The organism is Klebsiella planticola (assembly GCF_000783935.2).
In the GTDB taxonomy this organism is placed as follows: Bacteria; Pseudomonadota; Gammaproteobacteria; order Enterobacterales; family Enterobacteriaceae; genus Klebsiella; species Klebsiella planticola.
The window spans coordinates 2,523,124-2,535,430 of the sequence record NZ_CP026047.1; the positions used below are offsets into that span (position 1 = coordinate 2,523,124).

Sequence of the window (12,307 nt, forward strand, 5' to 3'; positions counted from 1 at the left end):
ATCATGGAAAACATTGCGCTTATTGGTATCGATCTGGGTAAGAACTCTTTCCATATTCATTGTCAGGATCATCGTGGGAAGGCCGTTTACCGTAAAAAATTCACCCGACCAAAGCTAATCGAATTTCTGGCGACATGCCCGGCAACAACCATCGCGATGGAAGCCTGTGGCGGTTCTCACTTTATGGCACGCAAGCTGGCAGAGTTAGGGCATTTTCCAAAGCTGATATCACCGCAATTTGTCCGCCCATTCGTTAAAAGCAACAAAAATGACTTCGTTGATGCTGAAGCTATCTGTGAAGCAGCATCACGTCCATCTATGCGTTTCGTGCAGCCCAGAACCGAATCTCAGCAGGCAATGCGAGCTCTGCATCGTGTCCGTGAATCCCTGGTTCAGGATAAGGTGAAAACAACTAATCAGATGCATGCTTTTCTGCTGGAATTTGGTATCAGCGTTCCGCGAGGTGCTGCCGTTATTAGTCGACTGAGTACCCTTCTTGAGGACAGTAGTTTGCCTCTTTATCTCAGCCAGTTACTGCTGAAATTACAACAGCATTATCACTATCTTGTTGAGCAGATTAAAGATCTGGAATCTCAGTTGAAACGAAAGTTGGACGAAGATGAGGTTGGACAGCGCTTGCTGAGTATTCCCTGCGTTGGAACGCTGACTGCCAGTACTATTTCAACTGAGATTGGCGACGGGAAGCAGTACGCCAGCAGCCGTGACTTTGCGGCGGCAACAGGGCTGGTACCCCGACAGTACAGCACGGGAGGTCGGACGACATTGTTAGGGATTAGCAAGCGGGGCAACAAAAAGATCCGAACTTTGTTGGTTCAGTGTGCCAGGGTATTCATACAAAAACTGGAACACCAGTCTGGCAAGTTGGCCGACTGGGTCAGGGAGTTGTTGTGTCGGAAAAGCAACTTTGTCGTCACCTGTGCTCTGGCAAACAAGCTGGCCAGAATAGCCTGGGCACTGACGGCGCGACAGCAAACTTACGAAGCATAAAGGCAGAAATACACCAGTTTAAACAATCATTCATCTGGTTTTGCGAATACTGATATTGATGATACTAACGGCCCACCGGCCTGTTGAGGAACCTGTAAAACGGAAAGGCTCATTGAAGCCGTATATTTTCTGGAGGTTCATCAGGCGCGGAACTCATCGAGGCGCGGGAATAAAATCCCATTCAGACGCCGGATAGATTCAAGCAAGCCAACTTGTCGTCAAAATCGGTGTTGCAAAAACGGGAGTGACCATAGATTCCGTTTTACCCGCCCGTCGGAATTTCCAGCGTGAGTCGGCCGGCGTTTCGCCGAGGCTGATGCAGCTGTGGGCGCGCAGCTCTGCCGGCGTTTGCGGCGTGCCGTGCTGCAGCAAATAGTCCGCTGTGGCGCAGATCACGTGGGTCACCGGCATCAGCGGCTTGCCGTGTAGCCCGGGAGAGGGGCTGTGGGTAATACGCAGCGCCAGATCAATACCATCATCAATCAGATCCAGATAGCGGTCCTCAAGCCGCAGACAGACGTCCACGCCGGGGTAGCGGGTGAGAAATTCCGTCATCAACGGGTGAATCACAAAACGCCCGACGGCTTTTGGCACGCTGAGGGTCAGTTTTCCCTGCGCCACCTCCTGCGTACTGCTGGCGGAGTCCATCGCCAGGCGCGCCGATTCCAGCATCTCCTGCGCGTGCGCATACACCGTTTTTCCGGCATCGCTCAGGCGTAATTTACGCGTGCTGCGGTGCAGCAGCTTACAGCCCAGTTCGTGTTCCAGTCGCGAGACGCTGCGACTGACCGCCGAAGGCGTTGCCCCGGAAAGGCGGGCGACGGCAGAAAAACTGCCCTGGTCGACAATTTGCACGAACAGGGCAAGGTCGGGGAGTAAATTGAGATTCATTTGTGCCCATAAAGCAAAAGTGCATTGATGGATGACGGGATTATCGTCATGCGTAATATCAATATACTGTCCTGACAGAGAAGAGGACAACCCCATGACTGAACGTCTTTATTACACCAGCGATGCGACCGAAGGCCGCGCGCGGGTACTGAGCTGCCTGGCCGAAGCCGACGGCCGCTATGCCATTGAGCTGGACCAGACCCTGTTTCACCCGCAGGGCGGCGGGCAACCGGCCGACCGCGGCTGGATTGACGGTATTGCCGTTGAAGGCGTGGTGGCGCGAGGCGACAGCGTCATGCACATTGTCGCACAACCGCTGCCGCCTGGAGAGGTGACGATTCGGGTGGATGACGCTGCCCGGCGTCTGCATTCGCGGCTGCACTCTGCGGGACATCTGATCGGCCTGGCGGGCGAAGGCGCCGGCTGGCATCCCATCAAAGCGCACCACTGGCCTGGAGAAGGGCGGATAACTTTCACCGCCACCGCGCCCGCCATCGTGCCGGAGGCCAGCGCGCTTCTGGCGACGATCGCGGGCTGGCAAGCGGAAAATCTGCCGCGGCATCTGGCTTATGAGGATGGGCTGCGGCAGGTCAAGTTTGGTCCATTACCGGCCTATCCCTGCGGCGGAACGCATGTTGCCAGCCTGTCTGAGCTGGGTGTGGTGACGATCACCCAGGTGAAAATCAAAAAAGGCCAGCTGATCGTAAGTTATACGCTGGAGTGAGCGGCGACGCTGCCGAACTTTTGTGTGATATCAGTTACAAAGTCGCCCGGCCCCTCTGAGGTTAATCGATTAATCTGCTAATCTGATCCTGTTGTTCTCCTCGGGCCGGAGACAAATATGAATCCTTCCTTTATTCAGCCACCGCAGGTGGTCTGGGCCAGCGGCGCACTTGCCGATGGCCCGTTGTTACGTAAATCAACGCGCATTGCGGATCTTGCGCGGGTATTCGCCGATGAGCGCGCGCGTCAGGGAATGGTGGGCGAGCTGGTCGTTTATGATGTGGAAATGCTTGATACCTCTTCAGCGGAAGGGGCGCTGTATACCGGCGTCACCCATCTTTATCCCGGGAAGGTGGGCAACGAGTATTTTATGACCCGCGGGCATTTCCATGCCCGTCGTGAACAAGGCGAAGTCTACTTTGGTCTGCGCGGGAGTGGTTTACTGCTGCTGCAAGATGAGCAAGGACAAGCGCGCTTTGAGCAGGTTTTTGCCGGGTCAGTACATATTATTCCGGGGTTTACCGCGCACCGGTTGATTAATACCGGTGGCGATACGCTTTCCGCGCTGGCGGTCTGGCCCGGCGTGGCGGGACACGATTACGCTGCGCTGGCAAACGGCTTTGCGCTGCGGGTCTTTGAAGAGAATCGGACTCTCCAGGTCAAGGCGGTGCAGAATGGCGAAATCTGACGGTTGTTACGGGCTGGATATGGCGATTCATCAGCGGCCTCTGGGTTTTAGCTACGGCAATGATGTCACCGGACCGATGCCGGAAATCCGTCGTCTCGATCAGATTCGCGCTTCGCTGCGCGATCCCCACTGTGAAGGGCCGGAGGAGGTGTATGCCATCGCCATGGATGTGGCGCGGATGCAGGATCGTGAAGAGCTGAAAAAACGGATGCTGCTGTTTGGCGTGGTGACCTATGCCGCCGGGCGACTGGGGGAAGAACCGATTCGCAGTCAGGGACATGTCCATCGCATCAGCCAGCACAGCGGCTGGTCGCCGCCGGAGCTGTATGAAATCTGGCAGGGGAAAGCCATCATCTACATGCAAGAGTACGTGGAGGACGACCCCGGACGCTGCTTTGCGGTCATCGCCGGGCCGGGAGAAAAGGTACTGGTACCGCCCGGCTGGGGGCATGCCACCATTTCGGCGAGCCAGGATGAACCCTTAACTTTTGGCGCATGGTGCGATCGCGAGTACGGTTTTGAATATGATGCCGTGCGCGCCCGAAAAGGGCTGGCCTGGTATCCGCTGCTGCAGGATGAACAGATTATCTGGTTGCATAATTCGCACTATATTCCCGGGCGGTTGCAGGCTATTACCCCCCGGCAGTATACGGAGTTTGGCATTACCTCCGCGCCAGTTTATCAGCAGTTTATTGACGATCCTGCCCGCTTCCAGTTTATCTCCCGTCCGGATAAGACGGCGGAACTATGGCGGAATTTCCATCCATAGCACAACCGGGGCATAGCCCCGGTTTTTTTGACGTTGGGCGGATCTTCACGCGATCCGCTGCGTTCGCCCCGCTCTGCGCGACGCGAGCGGGACGTTTTCACAACACCATCCGATATCAGCCGGCAAACAGACCGCTCACCACGCCGAGTGCGGCCAGTACCAGCAGCAGCACCATCGCTTTTACCGGTGAAACCCCGCGTTTGGCCATCAAATACCACGTCCCCAGCACCACCACCAGCGGCAGCAGCTGCGGGAAGATGCCATCCAGCATCTGCTGAACGTGAATATTGACCCCGTCTTTGGTGACGAATTCCAGCCCGGTTGCGAGTTTAACGTAGCTTGCCGCAACGCCGCCCATGACGAAAACACCCAGTAGCGACAAGGCTTCACGCAGGCGAGTAGACTGACTGCTGACCAGCATCTCTACCGATCCGGAACCCATTTTGTAGCCTTTGAGAAACAGAAACCACGAGCCGGGAATAATGATGCCCAGCCAGGCGACGGTATAGAACAGCGGCCCGAGAATGCTGCCGCCGGCCGCCAGCGCCATACCGATACTCAGCAAAATCGGGATAAGCATGCCGGGGATCATTGAATCACCGATCCCGGCGATCGGCCCCATCAGGCCGACTTTCAGGGTATTGATCGTTTCACCATCGATCGGTTCGCCGTTGGCTTTTTTCTCCTCCAGCCCCAGCGCCATACCATTGACGATCGCGCCGATCTGCGGCTCGGTGTTATAGAACGATGCGTGACGGCGCAGCATTTCGGTGCGCTGGGCGGCATCGGGATAGAGTTTTTTCGCCACCGGCAGCATGCTCAGGCAAAAGCCGAAGGATTCCAGGCGTTCAAAGCTCATTGAGGACAGGTTGTGCATCATCCACGCGCGCCAGCAGCGGCGCAGGTCTTTGCGGGTCAGGGTACGTTCTTCCATCAGAATTCATCCTCATCATCGACGACCGGTTTTGCGCCAGTGCTCTGCTGCGGCTCCGGTTTGTAGTTGTAATGGATTAGCGCCAGCAGCGAGCCCACGATCACCAGCGCGACCATATTGAGCTTTAAAAAGACGATGCAGACGAAACCGACGAGAAAATAGATCAGCATGGTGTAGTTTTTGATGATCTGTTTGAGCAGGATAGCGATCCCCACCGCAGGCAGAATGCCGCCCAGCACATTCATCGTCGACAGAATGATTTTGGGCAAACTGTCCATAAAACTACTGATGTACTGCGCACCGAAATAGACGGCGATAAAAGTCGGTACGAAGCGTAAAACGAAGTTCGTGGCCTGGGGCCAGATGGCGCTGTTGAGATAAATTCCGCGTTCGTCGCCACGATCCAGCGCAACATCGGCCCGATGGTTCCAGAAAGAGTTCAGCACCATCATGGCGTTAAACAGAATGGTCCCGGCGATACCGATGGTGGCCGCCAGCGCTACCGCCACTTCCGGCCCTTTTCCTGACAGGATCCCGAGGGCGATGGCCGGGTAAGCGACAAAGTTAAGGTCGGCCGGCATCGACCCACCCGGTGTCACCATGGCGATATAGACGGCCTGGACCGCCACGCCGATCATAATGCCGGTTTTCACATCGCCGAGAATAAGCCCGACCAGCATGCCGGAAACCAGCGGCCGGGTGATCAGATACCAGCCGCCGGTCAGCCCTAAAAGCCAGGGGCTACTGAGGGCGCCCAGATAGCAAAGAAAGCCTATCAATGTCGCTTCGATAATCATCATCCGCTCCTTATTTCAGCTTCTGCCGGGCGTCCTGCCAGCTGTAACAGCCGGCATCCGGGACCAGGCGGAACTCAACAAAATGTCCGTGCTGCACCAGCCAGTCAAAGGCGGCTATCTCCTCCGCGTTGACCGATTGATTCGGGCCAATGGTTCGGGTATCGGCGCGGGCGCTCATTGGACCAACGTTAATTTTGCCGTTGGCATTTTTCAGGCTGATACCGGCTTCTTCGATGCGCTGGAGCGTAACGGGGGATTTGCCAATCACGAAGTAACGCTTATCGCTGGCGATCACTTTGGGCAATTTTTCGATAGCTGTCGCGGTATCGAACAGCCAGACTTTGGTGTCCTGGACCGCGCCTTTCATCACTGATGAGAGCAGCGGATCGGCCGCGACGGCGTCGTCAATGGCGACGATACCATCGCAGGGCAGCTCTTTGGCCCAGCGTGTCACGAGCTGCCCATGAATAACGCGGTCGTCGATACGTACAAAAGAGATACTCATAGCGGTTTCCTTTAAAAATCATCGGACTGAACGGATATCGTCGGGGCAGCCATGACCAGTGTCGGTACGGTTAACGCCAGCAGCTGTGCGGCAGCATCGTGCACATCCGTTAAATGGTGAACCTCGTCGCTTTGCAGCAGCATCGGGAAATTGACCCCCGCCACGACGGCGACCGGGGGGATCGTCTGAGTGGAAAACGCGTGCTGGCAGGCGATGTTCCACGGCGTACCGCTTTGCATATCGCACAGCACCAGCACGCCATCGGCGTTTTGTCCGGCGCTGGCCAGCGTGCGGGCGAAATCCTGTCTGAAGCCTTCAATGCCAGCCTGCTCGTCGAGCGTCACGGCGAAAACATGTGGTAATTCGCCGTAAACCATGCGGCCGCTTGCAAGCAGGGCGTTCGCCAGCGGGCCGTGGGTGGCAACTATTACGTTGATCATGCGCTTATCCTCTTACCCAGGCTTTAATGGTGGCGAGCGGCTGTCCTGTGCCTTTGCCCGACGGTGAAATACGATACTCGCCCACTGCGGCGGGAATAATAAAGGTCTCGGCATAGTGGACGACGAAAGGCGCGAAGGCGCCGCTCGGGCTGTCAACGATGGCCTCATCACCTTCGACCAGGTTGAGAACGTTCACCCCGCCCTGAGTATGATGAGTCACCGGCGCGGTGAACCAGTGGCGGCGGGTTTCGATAAATTCACGCTCGTGCATCCCGGTCCGTTCTTCACGCCAGCCTTCGCCTTCGGCCACGGGTTCGACCTGGTTTACCAGGTTGTCGGCAACCCAGCGGGTGTCACGCTGCCAGTCGATAACCTGCTCCCCGTGCTCCAGATGGACGGGGCGCGGCAGGCCATCTAAACCTAAACGTCCCCAGTCCCACAGCTTGAAGGTAAAAATGTACGGCGTGGCGCTGATTTCGAGGACCATCGTGCCGCTGCCCGAGCAGTGAACCGTGCCGGCAGGGATCAGGAAGTGATCGTGCTTACGGGCCGGGATCTGGTTAACAAAGCGGGCATCGTCGAAGGTTTTTTCCCCGCGGGCCGCGGCCTTGAGATCGTCCAGCATCGCCTGCGGTTCGGTTCCGGTTTTGGTTCCCAGATAGACCACCGCGTGTGGTTCCGCTTCGAGAATGTAATAACTTTCATCCTGGGTGTAGTGCATACCAAACTGCTGCTGGATGTACTCGGTGACGGGATGAACCTGGAAGCTCAGGTTCTGGCCGCCGATGGTGTCGAGAAAATCAAAGCGGATGGGAAATTCAGCGCCAAACCGGGCGTGAACCTTCTCGCCAAGCAGCGCGCGAGGATGAAGTAAAACCAGGTTTTGTGAGGGGATCTCGATCCGCACCTGACCAAAGCGCAGAAACAGGCTGTTTTCCTCGGGCACGCAATCAAAACACCATGCGTAATTGGGCGCGGCGGGATCGAGATCGAATTGCTGTTTCATCCACTGGCCGCCCCAGATGCCGGGATCGAAGAACGGGGCGACGCGGAACGGACGGGTGGTGGTTTGCTGGAGGGCGGCGCGCAGCGCTTCGCCGCTGACCAGCGTCGGCGCCTCTTTTTGCGTGGTATCGAGCAGATAGTCGGCGCGTTTGAGCAGCGGCGTTTTGTGGCGATCGAAGACGCGCCATTCGATAAAAAAGGCGCGCTTATAGCGACGGAGGATGTCCTCGTCCTGGTTGTCCGCCCCCCAGTTCCCGAGGCCGTCATGGCGCATGCGCTGCTGAATTTCCCAGCGCGGCATATCGGCATAGACCAGCACATCGCCCGGATGAACGAGCGCGGCGCCGGGACCATAAATAACGATGAGGCCTTCGGTCACGGCATCGACCTGCTGGCGCAACTGATGTAACTTGTCGGCGTTAAAAAACTCTTCCAGATGATGACAGGAGAGGACCCCAAAAACACGGTCGTCGGTCAGGTTACGCGCCAGCAAATCGTGGAGCGCCTGTTCATCGCGGCGGGCGGATTCGACGTTCAGCACCCGCGTAGCGTTCAGCGACGGCAGCAGTCGCTGCTCCAGTTCGTCAAGCCGGACGCCGGGATAGCAGTCCACAACCAGCACGGTTCTGGAGGCGGCTGAAGCCCTGAGGCGAAGCGTCGCAGAGAGGGATTCCCAGCCCTGCCAGGCCTGGTCGTCATAACCCTGAACCGTCACTTCAGGGAATTTATCATAGGTCGTTTGCATTATCTGTCTCCGTATTGGCTAAATAAAGATTAATCGATTAACCTTATTTTGATAGTGTGGTTAACGCGATTAACCCGCCATAATGCGCAAGTAAAGCGACAAAATGGGCGTTATTGTGAGTCCTGTCACAAGGAAAAATGTAATTTTTAGGTTATTCGATTAACCTTCGGTAAACGAACGGGAGAGATCATGACAACAGTGACGCTGGCACAGGTGGCTGAACGGGCAGGAGTATCTACGGCCACCGTTTCGATGGTATTGCGTAACCGCGGGCGGATTTCGCAAGCTACGCGCGAACGAGTGCTGAAGGCGCTGGATGAAACTGGCTATGTCTACAATCAGACCGCCGCCAATCTGCGTAATCGCAGCAGCAACCAGGTTGGACTGCTGCTGCATGACATCACCAACCCGTTTTACGGTGAGATGACGGCAGGCTTAAGCCATGAAATGGAGCGGCATGATTTGCTGTTATTCCTGGCAAACAGCGAAGAGTCAGGCGAGCGGCAGCAAAAGTTTGTCGACTCGCTGATGCGCAATAGCGCCTGCGGCATGGTGCTGTGCGCGGCGCGGGAAACGCCGGCCTCATTTTTTGATGCGCTGAAAAGACGCAATATTCCCGCCATTATGGTGGTGCGCCCACTCAGCGATCCGGATTTTGATTTTGTCGGTACCGATAACTTTCTCGGCACGCAGATGGCCACGGCGCACTTGCTGAAAATGGGCCACCGACAGATTGCCTTTATCGGCGGCAGCCTGAGTTCTGGTACTCGGGCACAGCGTATTGGCGGATTCACCAGTACGCTCCTCGAGAGCGGGCTCTCGCCGCGGCCGGAGTGGATCGTCACGGCCCAGGCCAGCCAGATCGACGGCGCGAAAGTGGCCGAAGCGCTGCTGACCCGTTATCCGCAAATCACGGCCGCAGTTTGTTACCAGGACATTGTCGCGCTGGGCGTGATGCAGGCGCTGCGTAAAACCGGGCGTGAGCCGGGCCGTGATTTTGCGCTGGTGGGATTTGACGATATTACCGAAGCCGCGCTGGTTCAGCCGGCGTTGACGACCGTTTCGGTGGCGGCGAAGGAGATTGGCCGCAAAGCTGGCGAACTGCTGTATAGCCGCATTCAGGGCAATGATGAACCGCCGAAACGCATTATTTTGCCGCCGGCGCTGGTGGTCCGCGAATCCTGTGGTTTTCGGCACAGGGTTAACGCTCCGGGCGAGTGAGAAACGACGCCGGCGTATAGTTTTTACTGATATCGAACGCCGTTTGTCATAAATTTCTAATTATCGGTGTTTTACAGTAGCGGCTCATCGACGGGCTGGTTAATCTGGAAACAATTTACGTTAAGTTAACAAAAGAGAATAGCTATGCATGATGCACAAATCCGCGTGGCCATCGCAGGCGCGGGCGGCCGGATGGGACGCCAGTTAATTCAGGCCGTACAGCAGATGGACGGCGTGGCGCTGGGCGCGGCGCTGGAGCGCGAAGGTTCTTCCCTCCTTGGCAGCGATGCCGGTGAGCTGGCCGGTGCCGGTAAAGCCGGTGTCACGGTGCAAAGCAGTCTTGCGGCGGTCAAAGATGATTTTGATGTGCTAATCGATTTCACCCGCCCGGAAGGGACGTTAAACCACCTTGCTTTCTGTCGCGAACACGGCAAAGGGATGGTGATTGGTACCACCGGTTTTGATGAGGCCGGGAAACAGGCCATTCGCGATGCGGCGCAGGAGATTGCGATCGTTTTCGCGGCCAACTTCAGCGTTGGCGTCAACGTCCTGTTAAAGCTGCTGGAAAAAGCGGCGAAGGTGATGGGCGACTACACCGATATCGAAATTATTGAAGCGCACCACCGTCACAAAGTGGACGCACCGTCAGGCACCGCGCTGGCGATGGGCGAGGCGATTGCCGGCGCACTGAACAAAGATCTGAAGGATTGCGCGGTCTACAGCCGTGAAGGCCATACCGGCGAACGCGTCCCGGGGACCATTGGCTTTGCCACCGTGCGCGCCGGAGATATCGTCGGCGAGCATACCGCCATGTTTGCCGATATTGGTGAGCGTATTGAAATCAGCCACAAGGCATCCAGCCGGATGACTTTTGCTAATGGTGCCGTTCGTTCTGCATTGTGGTTAAAAGATAAGAAATCAGGCCTTTTCGACATGCGTGATGTGCTTGATCTCAATACTTTATAAGTTTTATTACCCATAGTGATGTGGTTATTGCATTCAATATGTAATTGATTGCAAAGGGCAATATTTTATTGCCCTTTTTATTTTTCATCATTTCATCAATTAAAATTGATGAAATAGCTATAATATTAAATTATCCCTCCATTTTTTGTTGTGTTATTGTAAATTTTGACCATCTGGTCTACTTTTTTGTTCCTGCGCGCGCTGTTTTGCAATCTTCCTGGTCCGCAAGCGTTTTCTCTGCATAGTTTGTTGATCTTTTTGCCTGCTAACGCAGTGCTGAGAGGTCAGTGACGTAAAAAGAGATAAAAAATATCGGCTTTAAGTTGACTTTTACCCGACATCTCTCCAGAATGCCGCCGTTTGCCAGAAATCCATAGGTAAGCAAATTTGCATTGATTCATGTCATGCACATGCATTAATATGCAAATAAAGTGAGTGAATATTCTCTGGAGGGTGTTTTGATTAAGTCAGCGCTATTGGTTCTGGAAGACGGAACCCAGTTTCACGGTCGGGCCATCGGGGCAACGGGCACGGCGGTTGGGGAAGTCGTTTTCAATACTTCAATGACCGGTTATCAAGAAATCCTCACTGATCCTTCCTATTCCCGCCAAATTGTCACTCTTACTTATCCCCATATTGGTAATGTCGGCACCAACGACAGCGATGAAGAATCTTCTCAGGTACATGCGCAGGGTCTGGTCATTCGCGACCTGCCGCTGATTGCCAGCAACTTCCGCAATACCGAAGACCTCTCTTCTTACCTCAAGCGCCATAACATCGTGGCGATTGCCGATATCGATACCCGTAAGCTGACGCGTTTGCTGCGTGAAAAAGGCGCACAGAACGGCTGCATCATCGTGGGTGATAACCTGGATGCGCAGCTGGCGCTGGAAAAAGCCAAAGCGTTCCCTGGCCTGAACGGCATGGACCTGGCGAAAGAAGTCACCACTTCAGAAACCTACAGCTGGACGCAAGGCAGCTGGACGCTGGCGGGCGACCTGCCGGAAGCGAAGGCGGAAAGCGAGCTGCCGTTCCACGTTGTGGCCTACGATTTTGGCGCTAAACGCAACATTCTGCGCATGCTGGTTGACCGCGGCTGCCGCCTGACGGTGGTGCCGGCGAAAACCTCCGCCGAAGAGGTGCTGAAGATGAATCCGGACGGTATCTTCCTGTCCAACGGCCCTGGCGACCCGGCGCCGTGCGATTACGCCATTACCGCGATTGAGAAATTCCTCGAGACCGATATTCCGGTATTCGGCATCTGCCTCGGCCATCAGCTGCTGGCGCTGGCGAGCGGTGCGAAGACCGTTAAGATGAAGTTCGGCCACCACGGCGGCAACCACCCGGTTAAAGATATCGATAATAATGTGGTGATGATTACCGCCCAGAACCACGGTTTTGCGGTCGACGAAGCCTCCATGCCGGCTAACCTGCGCGTGACCCACAAGTCGCTGTTCGACGGGACGCTGCAGGGCATCCACCGCACTGACAAACCGGCGTTTAGCTTCCAGGGCCACCCGGAAGCGAGCCCAGGCCCGCACGATGCCGCGCCGTTGTTCGACCATTTTATTGCATTAATTGAGCAGTACCGCCAGTCCGCGAAATAATCAGGAGA

12 protein-coding genes and 1 pseudogene are annotated in these 12,307 nt (G+C 55.9%); 7 read left to right on the forward strand and 6 right to left on the reverse strand.

Annotated features, from left to right (window positions below; translation table 11 throughout):
• Positions 1 to 3: 3 nt before the first annotated feature.
• Positions 4 to 1,008 (forward strand): IS110-like element IS5075 family transposase, encoded by a 1,005-nt coding sequence (locus MC50_RS12250; RefSeq protein WP_000427614.1) that lies wholly within the window; start codon positions 4 to 6, stop codon positions 1,006 to 1,008.
• Positions 1,009 to 1,251: 243 nt separating this feature from the next.
• Here the strand turns inward: MC50_RS12250 and MC50_RS12255 are convergent.
• Positions 1,252 to 1,899: pseudogene (locus tag MC50_RS12255) on the reverse strand (LysR family transcriptional regulator); the annotation flags it as partial.
• 94 nt (positions 1,900 to 1,993) lie between these two features.
• On the opposite strand from MC50_RS12255, the gene MC50_RS12260 reads away from it, so the two are divergent.
• The 3 genes from MC50_RS12260 (at position 1,994) to MC50_RS12270 (ending at position 4,079) form a co-directional block, all read left to right on the forward strand.
• Positions 1,994 to 2,623, forward strand: coding sequence for a serine-tRNA(Ala) deacylase AlaX (locus tag MC50_RS12260; protein ID WP_046853112.1), 630 nt, complete (start codon positions 1,994 to 1,996; stop codon positions 2,621 to 2,623).
• Between the two features lie 117 nt (positions 2,624 to 2,740).
• On the forward strand, positions 2,741 to 3,310 hold the full coding sequence (locus MC50_RS12265) for a glucose-6-phosphate isomerase family protein (RefSeq protein WP_032689535.1): 570 nt from the start codon (positions 2,741 to 2,743) through the stop codon (positions 3,308 to 3,310).
• Positions 3,297 to 4,079 (forward strand): glucose-6-phosphate isomerase family protein, encoded by a 783-nt coding sequence (locus MC50_RS12270; RefSeq protein WP_032689534.1) that lies wholly within the window; start codon positions 3,297 to 3,299, stop codon positions 4,077 to 4,079. The genes MC50_RS12265 and MC50_RS12270 overlap by 14 nt, the downstream gene beginning before the upstream one ends.
• 115 nt (positions 4,080 to 4,194) lie before the next feature.
• Here MC50_RS12270 and MC50_RS12275 read toward each other — a convergent pair whose 3' ends face one another.
• The 5 genes from MC50_RS12275 to MC50_RS12295 are packed head-to-tail and all read right to left on the reverse strand — an operon-like array spanning position 4,195 to position 8,505.
• A complete protein-coding gene (locus tag MC50_RS12275; RefSeq protein ID WP_032697237.1) occupies positions 4,195 to 5,013 on the reverse strand; it encodes a PTS system mannose/fructose/sorbose family transporter subunit IID in 819 nt (272 codons plus the stop codon).
• The gene (locus tag MC50_RS12280; RefSeq protein WP_004857742.1) at positions 5,013 to 5,810 is read right to left on the reverse strand and encodes a PTS mannose/fructose/sorbose/N-acetylgalactosamine transporter subunit IIC; all 798 of its coding nucleotides are present in this window, start codon (positions 5,808 to 5,810) and stop codon (positions 5,013 to 5,015) included. The genes MC50_RS12275 and MC50_RS12280 overlap by 1 nt, the downstream gene beginning before the upstream one ends.
• Before the next feature lie 10 nt (positions 5,811 to 5,820).
• Entirely contained in the window at positions 5,821 to 6,315 is a 495-nt protein-coding gene (locus MC50_RS12285) for a PTS system mannose/fructose/N-acetylgalactosamine-transporter subunit IIB (RefSeq protein WP_047664010.1), read from the reverse strand.
• An 11-nt stretch (positions 6,316 to 6,326) separates the two neighbouring features.
• Complete coding sequence (locus MC50_RS12290) at positions 6,327 to 6,755, reverse strand: PTS sugar transporter subunit IIA (RefSeq protein ID WP_032689529.1); 429 nt, start codon at positions 6,753 to 6,755, stop codon at positions 6,327 to 6,329.
• Positions 6,756 to 6,759: 4 nt separating this feature from the next.
• The gene (locus MC50_RS12295) at positions 6,760 to 8,505 is read right to left on the reverse strand and encodes a class I mannose-6-phosphate isomerase (RefSeq protein ID WP_047664014.1); all 1,746 of its coding nucleotides are present in this window, start codon (positions 8,503 to 8,505) and stop codon (positions 6,760 to 6,762) included.
• 189 nt (positions 8,506 to 8,694) lie between these two features.
• Here MC50_RS12295 and MC50_RS12300 point away from each other — a divergent pair, with 189 nt between their 5' ends.
• From MC50_RS12300 to carA, 3 genes are all read left to right on the forward strand, one after another.
• Positions 8,695 to 9,726: a LacI family DNA-binding transcriptional regulator gene (locus tag MC50_RS12300; RefSeq protein ID WP_032689526.1), complete on the forward strand. Its 1,032-nt coding sequence runs from the start codon at positions 8,695 to 8,697 to the stop codon at positions 9,724 to 9,726.
• 144 nt (positions 9,727 to 9,870) lie between these two features.
• Positions 9,871 to 10,692 carry a 4-hydroxy-tetrahydrodipicolinate reductase gene (dapB, locus tag MC50_RS12305; protein WP_046853110.1) on the forward strand — a complete coding sequence of 274 codons (822 nt, stop codon included), beginning with the start codon at positions 9,871 to 9,873 and terminating at the stop codon, positions 10,690 to 10,692.
• A gap of 458 nt (positions 10,693 to 11,150) precedes the next feature.
• Complete coding sequence (gene carA / locus MC50_RS12310; protein WP_032689524.1) at positions 11,151 to 12,299, forward strand: glutamine-hydrolyzing carbamoyl-phosphate synthase small subunit; 1,149 nt, start codon at positions 11,151 to 11,153, stop codon at positions 12,297 to 12,299.
• Positions 12,300 to 12,307: the final 8 nt, after the last annotated feature.

Excerpts from the sequence above, each read along its gene's own strand:
- MC50_RS12270 (WP_032689534.1), top strand. The coding sequence starts at position 3,297 with ATGGCGAAATCTGACGGTTGTTACGGGCTGGATATGGCGATTCATCAG.
- MC50_RS12295 (WP_047664014.1), bottom strand. The coding sequence starts at position 8,505 with ATGCAAACGACCTATGATAAATTCCCTGAAGTGACGGTTCAGGGTTAT.
- MC50_RS12285 (WP_047664010.1), bottom strand. The coding sequence starts at position 6,315 with ATGAGTATCTCTTTTGTACGTATCGACGACCGCGTTATTCATGGGCAG.
- dapB (WP_046853110.1), top strand. The coding sequence starts at position 9,871 with ATGCATGATGCACAAATCCGCGTGGCCATCGCAGGCGCGGGCGGCCGG.
- MC50_RS12290 (WP_032689529.1), bottom strand. The coding sequence starts at position 6,755 with ATGATCAACGTAATAGTTGCCACCCACGGCCCGCTGGCGAACGCCCTG.
- MC50_RS12275 (WP_032697237.1), bottom strand. The coding sequence starts at position 5,013 with ATGGAAGAACGTACCCTGACCCGCAAAGACCTGCGCCGCTGCTGGCGC.
- MC50_RS12250 (WP_000427614.1), top strand. The coding sequence starts at position 4 with ATGGAAAACATTGCGCTTATTGGTATCGATCTGGGTAAGAACTCTTTC.
- MC50_RS12265 (WP_032689535.1), top strand. The coding sequence starts at position 2,741 with ATGAATCCTTCCTTTATTCAGCCACCGCAGGTGGTCTGGGCCAGCGGC.
- MC50_RS12280 (WP_004857742.1), bottom strand. The coding sequence starts at position 5,810 with ATGATTATCGAAGCGACATTGATAGGCTTTCTTTGCTATCTGGGCGCC.
- MC50_RS12300 (WP_032689526.1), top strand. The coding sequence starts at position 8,695 with ATGACAACAGTGACGCTGGCACAGGTGGCTGAACGGGCAGGAGTATCT.
- MC50_RS12260 (WP_046853112.1), top strand. The coding sequence starts at position 1,994 with ATGACTGAACGTCTTTATTACACCAGCGATGCGACCGAAGGCCGCGCG.